The sequence below is a fragment of the Allosalinactinospora lopnorensis genome, from assembly GCF_000981225.1.
GTDB classification, from domain to species: Bacteria; Actinomycetota; Actinomycetes; order Streptosporangiales; family Streptosporangiaceae; genus Allosalinactinospora; species Allosalinactinospora lopnorensis.
Genome location: NZ_LAJC01000067.1, coordinates 1 through 14,848, shown reverse-complemented (window position 1 = coordinate 14,848; position 14,848 = coordinate 1). Strand labels below are relative to the sequence as shown.

The window sequence follows — 14,848 nt, the reverse complement described above, 5'->3', positions numbered from 1 at the left end:
GCCGCTACAGACAGTCGGCCTTCACATCAGCCAGAAACGCCGCCCACGCCGACACCCCGAAGCCCAAGTGCCCCGACTCCCGGTTCTGCGTGTCCCGCACCAGCACCGAGCGCAAAGTCTCGGCGATCTCGACGCAGGCCCCGGCGTTGCCGCCGCTGTAGCTGGACTTGTGCCAGTCAAGGCTCTCAGTCATGAGAGTTCTCCCATCACTTCGCGAAGGATCTTGAGCGAGTCACGCCGAGACAGAGCCTCTGCCTGCAACGCACCAAAGATGATGTTGCACCGCTGGACGTCTTCGGGGGCATCGATGACGACCTCCCCCATCATGTGCTCCGCATGAGCCATTGAGGGGCGGTCAGAGAATGCCATGATGCGAAACGGTCCGGACAGGCCGGGGTGAGGCACCCAAGCGTCCTGAGGGATCACCTGGAACCTGATCAGCTCTTCGTCGAGCAGGTCCACTATGTGCTGCAGTTGTCCTCGCATGACCTCAGGTGATCCGATTCTGCGGCGAATGACGATCTCGTCCGCCACGAACCACAGTAGTGGTCGGTCGGGTTTCATGACCACTTCGCCCCGTTTTACCCGGGTCTCCACGAGTCGCTGCACTTCGTCCTTGCCAGCCCAGGGGCGTCCTTCCCGAAGGACCGACCGCGCGTACCCCTCGGTCTGAAGCAGGCCAGGGATGAGCACCGTCTGGTACTCGCGAATCTCTGTCGCTGCTCGTTCAAGAACGAGAATGTTGGCGAACCAGTCGGGGACCTCCTCCTGGTTCGTGAGATTGACCCAAAGCCGGGTGAACGATCCGCCTGTGTTGTGAGCGGCATCGAGGGCTTCCGCGAAATCCCTTTTAGGGATGCGCGTTCCGCGCTCGATAGCGCTGAACATCGAGGGGGAGACGTTACCGCTCTTGGCTAGCTGGGCCTGCGACAGCCCTGCTAGCTGCCGAAATCTTCGGACTTCGGCACCAAACCGAGTCCATGTTGGGTGCACCTTGTCCACCATGCTCTACAGTTCAACACAAACTAACCGATTTGGCTACTGGCTTTGACCGAAATCCCCAAGGCAGTGGAGTCACTGGAAGATGATTTCTCTTAGTGAGAGCGTGTTAGCTCATCTACAGGATGGCTGTATTCGCTGTAGAGCTCTAATGCAAGCGGCCCTGACCGGTGCTCACAACACCGCATCAGGGCCTTAGCCCCCGACCTGACGGAACCAGGTGGTGACTCATGGATCAGGCTACTGCCCGCCCCATATGGAACCCTCGAAGCCCCATCCCCCTCGGCCCGCGCCCCTCCCGGGTCCGCCCCTATGTGCTGCGGCCCGTATCGGGGGTGTCCCGGTGAGCGTGTGCTTCACGTCCTTTCCGGGCGTCCTGGAGAACGTCTCGGCCGCGCGGCGGTTCGTGGCCGGGGCGTTGCGCATCGCCCCCGCCGTCACAGTGCCCGCTGAGGTGGTGGAGAAGGCCGAGGTGATCGCCTCCGAGCTGTGCACCAACGCCATCGTGCACACCCGCAGCGGCGACCCGGGTCGCACCTTCCACCTCCGCGTCCAGGTCGACACCCAGGGCGTGCGCGGCGAGATCCGCACCCGGCTACCCCGGCGGCTGTCATCGGTACCCCGCCTGGTGGCGGCCGCCCCGTGGACCGAATCCGGGCGCGGCCTGCACCTGGTGGGCGCCCTGGCCACCACATGGGGCACCCTCACCCCGCTGGAAGAGGGCACCTTCTTCCTCCTGCAGTGGCTACCCGAACAGCAGCCCCTCCCCCACCGCGCCGAACCCCTCGGCGCGGTATAGCCGCCACCCTCTGTCGATCTTGAGAAAATCGTTCCTTCGTTCGGATTCGAAGGGACGATTTCTCAAGATCAGCGTATTCTTAGACGTTGAGGCCCGAGGGCGATTCGATTCTGCGGCCCCGGCGGATCTCGTACATTCCCGGGGCGATCATGTGCGAGTCCCGACGGATCTCTTCCTCATACTCCGAAGGCCAGCGGGTTCCCGCACTCCACCGCACACCCTCAAGGTCGACACCGGTCAAGTCCGCCCCGCCAAGGTCAGTGTCATAGAAAACACTGCACGCCTCTTCCATCTCATCGAGAATCCGGGAAGCTTTCTCGGTGGCCCGAAGGTGACTCTCCATTCCAGAGAACTCGGCAAGGGCCTCAAGGGCAGCGGTTAGGCGGTGAACCTGTCCCAATGCCTCGTTGAGATTATGAGAATCCTGGATTGCCTCGGTGGCTTTGATGGCGATTTTGTAGTCGTGATCACGAGCAAGAACGCAGGCACGGTCGAGGTCTCGGGCAAGGTCGCTGGCCAAGGCGCGGGCTCGGACAAGATCGCTGGCTAGATCGCGAACAAGATCCCGGTCAAAGTGAAGGGAACCGACAAGATCACGGTCAAGCTCAAGGGTGCGATCAAGGGCGCTGACAAGATCGCGAGCAGATCCGGAAAGCAAAGCACCCCCCTCTACGTAAGGCCGCAGTGTAAGACGAGTAGGGCTGTCGGTGGCCTTCAGGCGGGCCAGGACCCCCTCCAAAGCGGCGATCGCGGACTCTGCCAGCCGTCCCTCCTCTCCTTCCTTCTGCCGTTCCGCCTGAGGTCTCTCCGCTCGGAAAGCTTGCTCGCCGACCAGGGGCTCATCGGGCGCGGAGACAAGAATGGGGGATTTCGGGGCGGGCAGCGAGGTTCCCAAAATCTCCGCTCGGATCCGCTGCGCCAGGGAGTGCTCTCTACTGGGAACAGGGGCGGGAACCCCGAATATCTCCGCCAGGATCCGCTTAGCGACCGGGTTCAATCTCTTCCCCCTCGACTGCTACCGAGTGGCTCTCCACTGTCCTTTCGAGGTTCGCAGACGGTTCGGGGCCGCTTCGCGTCTTGATGGAACGGGGTTCCCGACGTTCGGCCTCTGCGGTCCGGCTCTCTTTCGCTTCCGTCTCTCCCGCGTTTTCCGGCGCGGTGTCGAAGAGGTGCACCTTCACGTTCGCTATCTGCCGGAGGATGGACCGCGCGGAAACTCCCACGACAAACGCGATGAGGGGCGTCGTGATCTGTTCGGTCACGGTGAGAACATACCCGGCGAGAGCCCCCAGCCCACCGTGGAAGGCGCCACCGACAAGGACCGGGAACACGTCGCAGTGGTCGCGCAGGTGTGGACGTCTCTTGGGGGCGCCCTTCCTGCCGAGGTGTCCGGCCCGGGCTACCTCCCAGCTCACTATCTGCGATGAGAGTCTGAGCAGGCTGGGCAGGGCTCCGCCGAGGGCCGCCAACGCCCGCCCCTCGGTCTTTGGAGCGCTCCCCGTATGAACCAAGTTGATGGTCTGCTCGCCGAGTTGGCCCTTTACCGATCAGCCCGACAGCGCCTCCTACGTACTTGCGGTCTCGCGGAGTCACAGCGGGACCCGCTGGCCGAGTTCGCCGAGCAGTTCGCCGCTGGACTGACCAGCGGAACGCTGGCACCGAACCGCGTACAAAAAGGCTGGGATATCGAACAACACGACGGTGGACGTGTACAGGTCCGGTACCTCGCCAACCCGCAGCGCGATCGGGGAGCCTGGGTCAATGAGCACACGGTAGACCGCATCGCCGATGTGCACTGGTACATGCTCGTCCTCTTCGAGGATCTGCGCGTCGTCGGGGCATTGGCCTTTCCGGAGGACCTCAGTGACATCTGCGCACGCCTTGGCAAGCGCCATCCGCGGCAATACGAGACCCTCCAGTTGACCAGGCGGAACTGGGAATCCATCCGCGATGCCCCCGCCACGTTCGCTCGATTGGGCATGCGTATATGGCTACCCCCCGATTGGGAACCGGTAGGGGATACGGTCGGATAGCGTCATCTCTGGCCGCGCACCGGACCGGCATAGGTGATGTGGTTTCCTTCGTCCGTGGCGGCCCAGGCGGGATCGGCCTGGTATGCGATACCAGCGGACATGGGCAGTACCACGACGAGCCGGCCCCGGAACCCGGCGCTCTCGGCGCTCTTCCGGGTGCCGCTGCGCCGGACCGGTGCGCACCATGCCTGCCGCACCGGCTGCGCAGCCGCACCCGCCGAGCGTGGGTCAACCAGGCACTACTAGTCGTTCCAGACCCGGATGGTCCTGACGTTGTCGTTCAGGGTGTTCCCGATGTAGGGGACGGGAAGATTGAACGTCCTCGCGTAGGTGCCGCTTTGCGAGATGAAGTCGGCGGTATCGCAGGTCTCTGTTCCCGCGGCCGAGCTGATCGTGTTTCCCCAGGACCAGGGCCAGGTCGTCGAGAGCTGGATCTCGTAGCCGGCGCTGTCGCAGGGGCCGGAGTCGCCGTAGATGTCCGTTGAGCTTCCGTTGTAGTGCGCGTCGTCGAACCAGGTCATCAGCAGGTCGCTGGACGCGGCTTCCGCCCGGGGAGCCGTCCGTTCGGCGGCCTGCCTCATCTTGGTCCGCGCATCGTCGCGGGAGGTGTCGGAGCACGCGGCGGCGAGCGCCGAGGAGGGGGCATCCGGATCAGCGTCCTTGCCGACGAGGACCGCGCAGTAGCGGTTGTCGGCGCGCGAGGCGGGGTCCGCGTCGGCCATCGGAACCGCAGCCGCGGGTCCGGCCCACGCGATCACGAACGCGCCGGCGATCGCCATCCCGGGCAGCCCCAGGCCCGCCGAGCGGGCGAAAAAACGCGACATATTACTCCTTACACACATTCCACTACTCTATGTAGCGAGATTCTTCGGCATAGTTCCACGGCTCAACGGAGAAGGCAACCGCCCCGGGGAAGATCCGGGACGCACCCCTCACCGGTCTCGGGAAAACCGTTCCTTCACTTCTATTTAAGGAATAATTTCAACAGGATCGGCGCCGGGGCTGGCAAGGGAACCATCCGAACACCAATCCAACCCGGTGGTGAAGTATCCGTTTAAGGTGCGCGGCTCGCGGGAGACACCTGAAAGTGCGGGGAAACGTCGTTCACACCCTCGGCATGGGGAGCGCCACGCCGGATTTGGCACCCTTCCGCGCATGGCGTCCCCGTTCCGTGCGATATCTTCTTGTCCGGTCGGGAAAAAAGAACTCCCGGCCTGTTTCGGGAAGGAATTATTTGATGAAGAGATCTGTTCAGCGCGCCGTTTTTTCCGTTACCGGCGCCACCGTGCTGGCGGGGATGATGCTGCTCACCGGTGCGGGCGCCGCGCAGGCCGCTGAGGCCATCGACCTGCCCAACGAGGGCGACACCGGCAGATCGCCACCAACTCGGTCCTGCCGACGGAAATCTGCTTCCAGAACAGCGGCGACCAGCGCGGCATGGGCTACGTCGCCCACGTCTCGAAGACGTTCCCGGTCCGCACCTACGTTCCCGTGTCCGCTGGGAAGACCGAGTGCACGACGAAGTTCTTCGGCGGCCAGACGGTCGAGGTCGGCAACTACGGGCAGACCCCGCTGCGCGCTTACAAGGACTGACACGGCCGATCCCCATTCCACCCCCGGGTCCGAAGCCACCTCGGACCTTTCGCCCTTGTTCGCGCGGCCGCACCGGTATTCCGAAATGAGCACAGGCATTCCGGAACGTTGATTCCGGTGTTTCGCGGCCGATCCCGGTTTCCCCATCCGCAGCCATCGGCTGGTTTCGATGGTTCGGGATTTCCGCTGCGTTTCCGAGCCCGCCGGCGTCGATTCCGGTACCACCGGCCGCGCACGGGAGCGTCCCGCGGGCAGAGCCCCGCGGGACGCTGGGGGTGTGCGCTGTCAGCCGCAGTTGGTGCCGCGCTTGCCGCCCTCGACACCGCTGATTCGGCCCATCCAGTCCACGCACTGGCCCGCGGCATGGAGGTAGATCGGCCCGGCGTAGCTGGTGAAGTAGTCGCCCTCGTAGACGTCCCAGTGGTTTCCGGCCGGGTGGATCGACAGCCCCGCCTCGATGATCACCGGGGAGCCGGCGGCGTTCCGTTTGGCGACGACGCAATTGTAGCCGTTGGAGCTGTTGTAGGTCAGGAACACCGTCCCCACGCTGCCGATCGGGGCGGAGTTCACCACCCCGTACCCGCCGCCGCATTCGCCTGCGTAGGTCGCCGCAACTGCGGGCGACGCCGTGGCGACGGTTCCGGCGAGCGCGGTCGCGGCGACGCCGACCGCGACGGCTGCCTTCTTGAGCGGATTCATACGGTCCTCTCTGTCGTACTGCCGTGCCCCGCCAAGCCGGGGCCCTGGTCGTCGGGGGCTGCCGAGCGGGTCAGCCGCAGTTGGTGTTGTTGCCGCCGTTGTAGTCGCCGTCGATCGCGCCGCCCCACGTGACGCATTCGCCCGGCGCGTGGCGGTACACCGGACCTGCGTAGGTGGTGTAGTCACCCTGGTCCGTGGCAGCCCACGCGGAGTCGGACTCGCGGGCGATGCCGGCGAACATGGGCAGCGACGCGCCGGGATTGTCGCGGATGGTGACGACGCAGTTGTAGCCGTTACCGGAGTTGTACGTCAGGTAGACGGTGCCCTTGCCGCTGATGGTCCGCTGGTTGACGACGCCGTATCCGTCGCCGCAGGCGCCGTTGTACGCCGCCGCGGCCGCGGGGGTGGCCGTGGCGAAGGTTCCCACAACGGCGGTCGCCGCGGCGACGCCGAAAAGCGCCGCCTTCTTGATCAGAGACATGTACAGATCCATTCCTGGCTGGTTCCCACCCGATCCGGATCTTCGGTGGATTCACGAAAACCTCTCCCATCAGAAAGAGGCGGAATGAACCCTAACTCTCGCCTGGATCCTTTAATTCTGGTTTTTCCGACCCGACCTGTTTTCGGGCGACCGGTTTGTTGCAGGCGACACGAAAATACCGTTCGGGCTCGCCCGATACGCCGATCACACCTCGGCGGACACGCGCACTGCTATGCCGAGAAAAGCCTTGGCCTGCGATATTCTCCGGCAGCGGCTCGTACCGCGAAGATCGACCAGGGGAACGGCGTGAGGAGCGCCACACTGCATCCAAAAAACACCCGACTGGCAGGACCCGGCCACCCCTCGCCCCATTTTCCACGTTTTTCCATCCGGACCGCAGGGTATGCGTTGACATTTCTCGCAATGTTTCTCTGGCCAATTCCGGCCATTGCTCCGCGCGGTTCCGATAATTTCGCGGTCTGCCGCGCACGGCGGCGACGGCGGCTCTTCCCACCCTCCTCGCGCTGGTGGCGACGTTCCCGGGGCCGAACGCGGAGGAGGGCCCCGGGAACGTCGCCACCGGGCCTTACCGCCGCTCGTCCGGGATCAGCTCCTGGATCGACGCCCAGAGGTTGGGGCAGCGCAGGAAGTCCTCCTCCGGGCAGCGCATGGGGTGCTCGACGACGCGCCGCGCCGCCTGCAGACGGGCGATCCTGCGGTCCAGCTCGGCCGCGTGCCGGGCGAGGATGCTCCGCCGGGCCGCGCCGTCCTCGGCCTGGAACAGCTCGCTCATCTGCTCTAGGCTGAACCCCGCTTCCTTCCCCTGCAGGATCAGGCGACCTGCGCCAGGTGCTCCGGGTCGTAACGGCGGCGTCCGTTGACCCGCCGCGCCGGCCGCAGCACCCCCGCCGCCTCCCAGTGCCGCAGCACATGGGTGGCCAATCCGAACCGCCCGGCGATCTCGCCGATCGAATACTCAGTACCGGTTGACTTCATGTTGACATTAACTTCCAGACTGAGGGTAGCAGTCAACCGCGGCGGCGACGAGAGGGTGTGCGGGGATGACAGGCGAACCGAGCGGTGGCCACCTGGACGAAGCCACGGCCCGCACCCGGCGGCGGTGGGACCGGATGGCGGCCGGCTACGATCGCCGCGGCGACGGCATGGAACGGTGGATCATCGGCGACACCCGTGCCCGGCTGTGCGAACAGGCGCGCGGGCGCACCCTGGAGATCGCCGTGGGCACCGGCCGCAACCTGGGCCATTACCGCGAGGACGCGGAGCTCACCGGCATCGACCTGAGCCCGGAGATGCTCGCCGCGGCCCGGCGTCGGGCCGCGGGGCTCAAGCGTCCGCTGGACCTGCGAGAAGGCGACGCCCAGAAACTGCCGTTCGACGACGGGAGCTTCGACACCGTGGTGTGCACGCTGTCGCTGTGCACCATCCCGGACCAGCGGTCCGCGGTGGCGGAGATGCACCGGGTGCTGCGCCCGGAGGGGCGGCTGCTGCTGGTGGACCACATCGAGTACACCCGCGTTCCGTTCCGCTGGATCGAGCACCTGCGTGCCGCGCCCCGGCGCCGCCCGCTGGAACTCGTCGTCGAGCAGGGGTTCGCCGTGGAACGGCACGACCGGCTGGCCCTCGGCTTCGTCGACCGGGTGGTGGCCAGGCGGCGCTGATGCCATCGCAGACGTTCAGCGCTGCCCCTGCCCTCGCTCACGCGGGAGTTCGCCGACGTGATGCGCACGATCTACGACCGGGCGCGCAGCGAGGCCCCACTACTCGGCGACCTACTTCCGGCCTTCCGGCGGATGCCGGCCGATCTGGGACCGCTGGAGACGGCGCGCAAGCGCCTGGAGCAGTTCGGCTATCCACCGGCGAGGACGGCAGGCTGAGACACCGGCCCTTTGGGCGGTCCCACCGCGGTCGCGTTCCGGCTCGGCCGGTCCGCCCACCTCCACGTGGTCAGCGGCGGTAGGCGTCCCGGCGGTGGTCGACGTCGAGGACGAACACCGTCTTGGTGTCGTCGTCGATGCGGTACCGAACGCGGTACTCTCCCCGGCGGGCGCGGCGTCGACCATCGAACGGGCTGCGCAACGGCGCCCCGACACGGTGCGGGGCCTCAGCGAGAGGCCCCATGATGAACTCCGCGCACGCGGCGGCGGCGAATTCCGGTAGACGTTGCCGGCGGGCGGCGGTAGGAGTCACCCGAATCTCGTAGGTCACTTCGCGGGTTTCTTGCGCAACGACTCCAGGAGAGCGGCGCTCTCCTCAGCGGAAAGGGCTTCGCCTCGCGCGATCTCCGTCTCAGACCGCTTGACGCGTTCCCGGGCCTCAGGGTCGTTCAGCAGCTCAAGGGTGGCCTCGATCTCCGCCAGGTCCTCGACGGACATCAGGACGACGTGGTCGCGCCCGTTCCGGGTGATGGTCACGCGCTCGTGCGTACGGTCGACCTCTTCGGCCAGTTCGGACAGATGGGTCTTGGCTTCGGACAGCGGCGCCGTCTTCACAGACCATGATTGCGGTCTAGCCACCCGGATTGGAAAACCCCTGCTCCACGGGCACCTGCTGTGAGAGCGCCCCTCCGCACGCGTGCCGCCACCGCTCCGGGGCGGTGGCGGCACGACTTCCGCCGCCGAGGGCGCTGTGCGGGCGCACCCCGGTCGGCCTACCTCCTGCGGCGGCTGCGCCTGCCGAGCAGATAGAACACGGCGGCGACGCCCGCGGCCGCGGCCAACTGCGGCGCGTACCTGCGCAGGGTCGCGCCGATCCCCGTGATCTCCAGCAGGTCGATGGGCTGGACCTCCCGGTCCTCCCTGGTCGTCATACCGACACTCGGCTCGGCCGCGGTGCCGCCCGCCCCCTGGGCGGCTTCCGGTGCCCGCTCGGGGCCCGGCGCCTCGGCCGCGGCCCCGCCGGCCTTCTCCTCCTTCTCCTCCCCGGCCAGGGTCTTCTCCAGGCAGTCGGCGAACTGGCCGATGAGCCGCCCGCCCACGTCCGAGAGCATCCCGCGGCCGAACTGCGCGGGCCGACCGGTGATGGTGAGATCGGTGCCGACGTCGACACGGGTCGAGTCGCCCTCGGCCACCATGGTGGCCGTCACGGTGGCGCTCGCGGTACCGGAACCGCGACTCTCCTTCCCCGACGCTCGATGACGACCCGGCGGGCCGCTTCGTCGATCTCGGCGAAGCGGCCCGTTCCGCGATAGGTGAGCGAGACCGGGCCCAGCTTGACCTTCACCGTGCCCTTGAACGTCTCGCCGTCGAACTCGGTGAGTGTCGCCCCCGGCATGCACGGCGCCACCCGCGGGACGTCCAGCAGCACCTTCCACGCCTCCGAGACGGGCACCGGAACGGTGAAGTCGTGGTCAAGCCGCACGGAACTACTCCTTTCCTCTACCCGTCCTGCGGGATTCCGGCGGCCGCGGCGACCGCCCTCCTGGTGAGCACAGTGGCGAGGTAGCTGCGGTACTCCGATGAGGCGGACACGTCGCCGGTCGGCGCGGTCCCCTCATCGGCGCGCGCGGCGGCCGACGCCAGGGCCTCGGCGGTCGCCGGCGCTCCGGCCAGTGCCTCCTCGACTCCCCTGGCCCGGACGGGTGTCGGCCCCATGTTGGTCAGCGCGATCCGCGCCTTTTCGATGGTGTCGCCGGACCGCCGGACGGCCGCGGCGACACCGACGATCGCCCACGCCTGGGCCACCCGGTTGAACTTCTCGTAGTGGGTCCCCCACCCGGGCAGCTTGGGCACCCGGACCGAGACGAGGATCTCGTCGGGCGAGAGCGCGCTGGTGAAGTAGTCGACGAAGAACTCCCCGGCCGGAACGGCGCGGCGCCCTCCCGGCCCCTCGATGTCGAACATCATGTCGAGGGCGAGCGCGACACTGGGCATGTCGCCCGCCGGGTCGGCGTGCGCCAGCGCGCCGCCGAACGTCCCCATGTGCCGCACCTGCCGGTCGGCGACGGTCTCCGTGGCCTGCACGACCAGCGGCGCGTGCTCGCGCACCATCGGGTCGCGTATGACATCGGCATAGGTGGTCATCGCCCCGATGGCCAGGGCGTCACCGTCGTCGCGGACACCGCGCATGTCCGAGACCCCGCCGAGGTCGATGACCGTGGACGGAACGGCCAGCCGCATGCGCAGCATCGGGATCAGGCTCTGGCCGCCGGCGAGGACCTTGGCGTCCTCGCCGGCCTCGGCGAGGGCCCGTACGGCCTCCTGCACACTGGAGGGCCGGGCGTACTCGAACTGGGCCGGGATCATGACCGCTCACTCCCCTCGGGCGCCCCCTCGCGGGCGTCGCGGATCGCACGCCAGACGCGTTCCGGCATGCACGGCATCGGGACGTCGGTGACGCCGTACGGCCGCAGCGCGTCGACGATCGCGTTGACGACCGCCGGGGTCGAGGCGATGGTGCCGGCCTCCCCCACCCCCTTGGCGCCCAGCGGGTGGTCCGGCGCCGGGGTCTCGGTCCGGTCGGTGACCATGTGGGGCAGGTCGGGCGCGCCGGGCACCAGGTAGTCGACGAACGAGCCCGTGAGCAGGTTGCCGTCGTTGTCGTAGCTGGCCTCCTCGTACAGGGCCTGGGCGATGCCCTGGGCGATGCCGCCGTGCAGTTGGCCCTCGACGATGGTCGGGTTGACCACCCGGCCGACGTCGTCCACCGCGACGTAGGACCGGATCCGGACTCGCCCGGTCTCGGTGTCCACCTCGGTCGCGCACAGGTGGGTCCCGTGCGGGAACGAGAAGTTCGCCGGGTCGTAGGTCGCGTCGGAGTCGAGGCTCGGCTCGACCCCCTCAGGCAGGTCGTGCGAGGTGAAGACCGCAAGCGAGCAGTCGGCGATCGTCTTGGCCGCCTCGGGTGTGCCCCGCACCCGGAACGCGCCGTCGGTGAACTCCAGGTCCGCCGGGTCGCACTCCAGCAGGTGCGCCGCTATGGGGCGCGCCTTCTCCACGACCCTCTCGCAGGCGTGGACCAGCGCGGCGCCGCCGACGGCCAGCGAGCGGGACCCGTAGGTGTCCAGGCCCTTGGGCGAGGTCCGGGTGTCGCCGTGCAGCACCTCGACGTCCTCGAACGCCACCCCCAACTGGTCGGCCGCGATCTGGCTCCAGGCGGTCTCGTGGCTCTGGCCGTGCGGGGAGGTCCCGGTGATCACCTCCACCTTGCCGGTCGGCAGGACGCGGACGCTCGCGTTCTCCCAGCCGCCGGCCCCGTACCGCAGCGAGCCGAGCACCCGCGACGGCGCCAGGCCGCACATCTCGGTGTAGGTCGAGACGCCGATGCCGAGCTGCACCCGGTCGCCCGACCGGCGGCGCTCCGCCTGCTCGCGCCGCAGCGCGTCGTAGCCGAACAGCTCCATCGCCCGGTCGGTGGCCGCCTCGTAGTTCCCGGAGTCGTAGGTCAGGGTGGCGACCGTGGTGAACGGGAACTCCTCGTGCTTGATCCAGTTGCGCCGGCGCAGCTCGATCGGGTCCATGTCCAGCTCGGCGGCGAGCTCGTCCATGGCGCGCTCGATCGCGAACGTCGCCTCGGGCCGCCCTGCCCCCCGGTAGGCGTCGGTCTTCGTGGTGTTCGTGAAGACGCCCGTGCACTCGAACCGGTACGCCGGGAACTTGTAGATCGCGTTGTACATGAACGCGCCGAGGATCGGCACGCCGGGCGTGACGATGCCCAGGTAGGCCCCCATGTTGGCGAGCAGCCTGATCGACAGCCCGGTCACGGTGCCGTCCCTGCGGGCGGACAGGGTGACGTCCTGGATCTGGTCCCGGCCGTGGTGTCCGGACATCATCGTGTCCGACCGGCTCTCGGTGTACTTCACCGGCCGACCGGTCCGCTGGGCGGCGACGAACGCGATGAACTCCTCCGGGGTCACCTGCAGCTTGCCGCCGAAGCCGCCGCCGACGTCCGGGGCGACCACGCGCACCTTGTGCTCGGGTATCCCGGTGACCATGGCGAGCATCAGCCGCAGGATGTGCGGGATCTGGGTGGCCGACCACATCGTGATCTGGTCCCCGGTGGGGTCGACGACCACGCTGCGCGGCTCCATGAACGCCGGGATCAGCCGCTGCTGGGTGTAGCGGCGCTTGACGACGACCTCGGCGTCGGCCTCGGCGGCCGCCACGTCGCCGCCCGTGCCGGCCTGCACGGAGTCGAACGTCCACGTATAGCACTTGTTCGTGCCCTGGTCGCCGTGAACCAGCGGCGCGTTCTCGGCCAGCGCCTCCTCCATGCCGAGGACCACCGGCAGCGGCTCGTAGTCGACCTCGATCGCCTCCAGGGCGTCCATGGCGCTGGCCCGGTCGCGGGCCGCGACCACCGCGACCGGCTCGCCGGTGTGGCGCACCTCGTCCACGGCGAGCGGCGGGTAGTCCGGCACCACCGTGTCCTCGGTGACCGGCCAGGCGCACGGCATGCTGCCCTGGACGTCGGCGACGTCGCGCCCGCTGAACGCCGCGATCACCCCGGGCGCCTCCAGTGCGGGACCGACGTCGAGGTGGGTGATCCGCGCGTGCGCCATCGGACTGCGCAGGATCGCCAGGTGCAGCATGCCCGGCAGCGTGATGTTCTCGGTCCACATCGTGCGGCCGGTGATCAGCCGGGCGTCCTCCTTGCGGCTGCGTGCGGCCCCGACCTGGGGGGTCGGGCCGGCTTCGGCGGTGGTCATCGCGCTACCTCCTCCGCTGCGGGCGAGGTCGTGCCCCGGGTGCCCTCCATCGGCTCGGTCCCGGCGTCGCGTGGCGCCGGCACCTCGGCACGCATGACCGCCGCGGCGTCCTGCACCGCGCGGACGATGTTCTGGTACCCGGTGCACCGGCACAGGTTGCCTTCAAGGCCCTCTCGCACCTCGTCATCGGTCGGTTCGGGGTTCTCGGCGAGCAGGTCGACGGCCGCCATGATCATCCCCGGCGTGCAGTAGCCGCATTGCAGGGCATGGCTGTCGTGGAACGCCTGCTGCACCGGGTGCAGGCTGCCGTCCTTGCCGGCCAGGCCCTCGACCGTTTCGATCTCCTGTCCGTCGGCCTGGGCCGCCAGGACGGTACAGCTCTTGACGCTCTTGCCGCCCATGAGGACGGTGCAGGCGCCGCAGTTGGTGGTGTCGCAGCCCACCACCGTGCCTACCTTGCCGAGGTGTTCGCGTAGGTGGTGGACGAGAAGCGTGCGGGGATCGACGTCGTCGTCGTAGCGGACTCCGTCGACCTTCAGGCTGATGCGGCTCATGGGCACTCCCGCGTGTGACAAGCGCTTGTCTGGCCGTGGGTCGTTCGGTCGCCTCACCGGCGCTCAACTTGTGAATTACCCACTTGGGCCGATGGTCGGACCATCGGTCCACTCGCAGCGCGTCGCCGGGACGCCGCGGCGCGCTCCACCCCCTCGTGGTCGTGACTCCCTCGTTCCGCCGGACGGCGCGAAGCCCTGGTGCGCGCTGGATATCCAGCAAAGTCCTCCGCGGCCGGATACGCAAGGGTGGCACGAGGGAAGTCACAAATAGCTTTCACGGAATCACGGAAAGTTCAAACAGCAGGTCGAACAGAATTCATTCGCGGCCCGCAGCGGAGCCTCGCTCCCCCGGAGCACCGCTGCGCGGACGGCGCGGCCCTCACCCGCGCGAGATGACCTCGGCGAGGTACTCGAAGCTGGCGAGGCTGTGTCCGGCGACGAAGTCGTCCAGATAGGGCAGCACCGCGGCCATGCCGCCGACAAGGGGCGCGTACCCGGGCTTACCCTGATGCGGGTTCACCCACACCAGCCGGTTCGCGAGCCGGGAGATACGCGCCATCTGCTCGGCGAGTTCGGCCGGGTCGCCGCGCTCCCACCCGTCACTGCAGACCACGACCACGGCCCCGCGCGCCATGCCGCGCTGCCCCCAGCGGTCGAGGAAGGCCTTGACCGAGTCCGCGAGCCGGGTGCCGCCGTGCCAGTCGGGGATCGCCCGGCCCGCGGCCTCCAGCGCCGTGTCGGGGTCCCGGTGGCGCAGCGCCCGGGTGATCCTGGTGAGCCGGGTACCCACCGTGAACGCCTCGGTCAGTGTGGGCCGCCGGCGTACCGCCGCGTGCCCGAACCGCAGCAGGGTATCGGCGTAGGGCGCCATGGAGCCGGAGACGTCCAGCAGCAGCACCAGGCGGCGCGGCTTGGTTCCGCGGCGCCGGCGCACCAGTTGGGTCGGCTCGCCCGCGTGGCGCAGCATACGGCGCACCGTGCGGCGCGGGTCGACCGCACCGCGCGCGGCCGGCCGGTAGCGGCGGG

The 14,848-nt window shown here is 68.2% G+C and carries 22 protein-coding genes; 5 read left to right on the top strand and 17 right to left on the bottom strand.

The window, feature by feature from the left end; genetic code table 11:
- Nucleotides 1-4: 4 nt before the first annotated feature.
- Nucleotides 5-193, bottom strand: coding sequence for a DUF397 domain-containing protein (locus VS93_RS20700; protein WP_046471559.1), 189 nt, complete (start codon nt 191-193; stop codon nt 5-7).
- Nucleotides 190-1,005, bottom strand: a complete 816-nt coding sequence (locus VS93_RS20695) for a helix-turn-helix domain-containing protein (protein WP_046471558.1) — start codon at nt 1,003-1,005, stop codon at nt 190-192. Before VS93_RS20695 ends, VS93_RS20700 begins: the two co-directional genes overlap by 4 nt.
- Before the next feature lie 337 nt (nt 1,006-1,342).
- Here VS93_RS20695 and VS93_RS20690 point away from each other — a divergent pair, with 337 nt between their 5' ends.
- Entirely contained in the window at nt 1,343-1,798 is a 456-nt protein-coding gene (locus VS93_RS20690; protein WP_046471557.1) for an ATP-binding protein, read from the top strand.
- A gap of 79 nt (nt 1,799-1,877) precedes the next feature.
- On the opposite strand, the gene VS93_RS29415 is transcribed toward VS93_RS20690, so the two are convergent.
- Complete coding sequence (locus VS93_RS29415; RefSeq protein WP_156184951.1) at nt 1,878-2,795, bottom strand: hypothetical protein; 918 nt, start codon at nt 2,793-2,795, stop codon at nt 1,878-1,880.
- The gene (locus tag VS93_RS20680) at nt 2,779-3,267 is read right to left on the bottom strand and encodes a hypothetical protein (protein ID WP_156184950.1); all 489 of its coding nucleotides are present in this window, start codon (nt 3,265-3,267) and stop codon (nt 2,779-2,781) included. Before VS93_RS20680 ends, VS93_RS29415 begins: the two co-directional genes overlap by 17 nt.
- Nucleotides 3,268-3,300: 33 nt before the next feature.
- On the opposite strand from VS93_RS20680, the gene VS93_RS29410 reads away from it, so the two are divergent.
- Nucleotides 3,301-3,831, top strand: a complete 531-nt coding sequence (locus tag VS93_RS29410) for a hypothetical protein (protein ID WP_156184949.1) — start codon at nt 3,301-3,303, stop codon at nt 3,829-3,831.
- Nucleotides 3,832-4,073: 242 nt separating this feature from the next.
- Here the strand turns inward: VS93_RS29410 and VS93_RS20660 are convergent, their stop codons facing one another.
- Complete coding sequence (locus VS93_RS20660) at nt 4,074-4,655, bottom strand: hypothetical protein (protein WP_046471551.1); 582 nt, start codon at nt 4,653-4,655, stop codon at nt 4,074-4,076.
- A gap of 613 nt (nt 4,656-5,268) precedes the next feature.
- Between VS93_RS20660 and VS93_RS29405 the strand changes: the two genes are divergently transcribed.
- Nucleotides 5,269-5,424 (top strand): hypothetical protein, encoded by a 156-nt coding sequence (locus tag VS93_RS29405; protein ID WP_156184948.1) that lies wholly within the window; start codon nt 5,269-5,271, stop codon nt 5,422-5,424.
- Between the two features lie 285 nt (nt 5,425-5,709).
- On the opposite strand, the gene VS93_RS20655 is transcribed toward VS93_RS29405, so the two are convergent.
- The 4 genes from VS93_RS20655 to VS93_RS31970 form a co-directional block, all read right to left on the bottom strand.
- A complete protein-coding gene (locus tag VS93_RS20655) occupies nt 5,710-6,123 on the bottom strand; it encodes a hypothetical protein (protein ID WP_046471550.1) in 414 nt (137 codons plus the stop codon).
- A 70-nt stretch (nt 6,124-6,193) separates the two neighbouring features.
- Entirely contained in the window at nt 6,194-6,604 is a 411-nt protein-coding gene (locus VS93_RS20650; RefSeq protein ID WP_156184947.1) for a spore-associated protein A, read from the bottom strand.
- A gap of 586 nt (nt 6,605-7,190) precedes the next feature.
- Nucleotides 7,191-7,397 (bottom strand): hypothetical protein, encoded by a 207-nt coding sequence (locus VS93_RS31975; protein ID WP_236700642.1) that lies wholly within the window; start codon nt 7,395-7,397, stop codon nt 7,191-7,193.
- A 38-nt stretch (nt 7,398-7,435) separates the two neighbouring features.
- On the bottom strand, nt 7,436-7,600 hold the full coding sequence (locus VS93_RS31970) for a helix-turn-helix domain-containing protein (RefSeq protein ID WP_236700641.1): 165 nt from the start codon (nt 7,598-7,600) through the stop codon (nt 7,436-7,438).
- Nucleotides 7,601-7,665: 65 nt separating this feature from the next.
- Between VS93_RS31970 and VS93_RS20640 the strand changes: the two genes are divergently transcribed.
- Both VS93_RS20640 and VS93_RS29400 read left to right on the top strand, forming a co-directional pair.
- Nucleotides 7,666-8,283 (top strand): class I SAM-dependent methyltransferase, encoded by a 618-nt coding sequence (locus VS93_RS20640; protein WP_046471549.1) that lies wholly within the window; start codon nt 7,666-7,668, stop codon nt 8,281-8,283.
- 57 nt (nt 8,284-8,340) lie between these two features.
- Nucleotides 8,341-8,499, top strand: coding sequence for a hypothetical protein (locus VS93_RS29400; protein ID WP_156184946.1), 159 nt, complete (start codon nt 8,341-8,343; stop codon nt 8,497-8,499).
- Nucleotides 8,500-8,569: 70 nt separating this feature from the next.
- On the opposite strand, the gene VS93_RS20635 is transcribed toward VS93_RS29400, so the two are convergent.
- The 8 genes from VS93_RS20635 to VS93_RS20605 form a co-directional block, all read right to left on the bottom strand.
- The gene (locus VS93_RS20635) at nt 8,570-8,830 is read right to left on the bottom strand and encodes a type II toxin-antitoxin system RelE family toxin (protein ID WP_046471548.1); all 261 of its coding nucleotides are present in this window, start codon (nt 8,828-8,830) and stop codon (nt 8,570-8,572) included.
- The gene (locus tag VS93_RS20630) at nt 8,827-9,114 is read right to left on the bottom strand and encodes a type II toxin-antitoxin system Phd/YefM family antitoxin (RefSeq protein ID WP_046471547.1); all 288 of its coding nucleotides are present in this window, start codon (nt 9,112-9,114) and stop codon (nt 8,827-8,829) included. Before VS93_RS20630 ends, VS93_RS20635 begins: the two co-directional genes overlap by 4 nt.
- Nucleotides 9,115-9,272: 158 nt before the next feature.
- Nucleotides 9,273-9,707, bottom strand: coding sequence for an SRPBCC family protein (locus VS93_RS30625; RefSeq protein ID WP_201776706.1), 435 nt, complete (start codon nt 9,705-9,707; stop codon nt 9,273-9,275).
- Nucleotides 9,704-9,982 (bottom strand): SRPBCC domain-containing protein, encoded by a 279-nt coding sequence (locus tag VS93_RS30620; protein ID WP_201776705.1) that lies wholly within the window; start codon nt 9,980-9,982, stop codon nt 9,704-9,706. The genes VS93_RS30625 and VS93_RS30620 overlap by 4 nt, the downstream gene beginning before the upstream one ends.
- Before the next feature lie 17 nt (nt 9,983-9,999).
- On the bottom strand, nt 10,000-10,866 hold the full coding sequence (locus VS93_RS20620) for an FAD binding domain-containing protein (RefSeq protein ID WP_046471546.1): 867 nt from the start codon (nt 10,864-10,866) through the stop codon (nt 10,000-10,002).
- Nucleotides 10,863-13,268 carry a xanthine dehydrogenase family protein molybdopterin-binding subunit gene (locus VS93_RS20615; protein WP_046471545.1) on the bottom strand — a complete coding sequence of 802 codons (2,406 nt, stop codon included), beginning with the start codon at nt 13,266-13,268 and terminating at the stop codon, nt 10,863-10,865. Before VS93_RS20615 ends, VS93_RS20620 begins: the two co-directional genes overlap by 4 nt.
- Nucleotides 13,265-13,822, bottom strand: coding sequence for a (2Fe-2S)-binding protein (locus tag VS93_RS20610; protein WP_046471544.1), 558 nt, complete (start codon nt 13,820-13,822; stop codon nt 13,265-13,267). Before VS93_RS20610 ends, VS93_RS20615 begins: the two co-directional genes overlap by 4 nt.
- Nucleotides 13,823-14,201: 379 nt before the next feature.
- A partial coding sequence (locus VS93_RS20605; RefSeq protein ID WP_046471543.1) for a vWA domain-containing protein occupies nt 14,202-14,848 on the bottom strand: 647 nt, incomplete at its 5' end.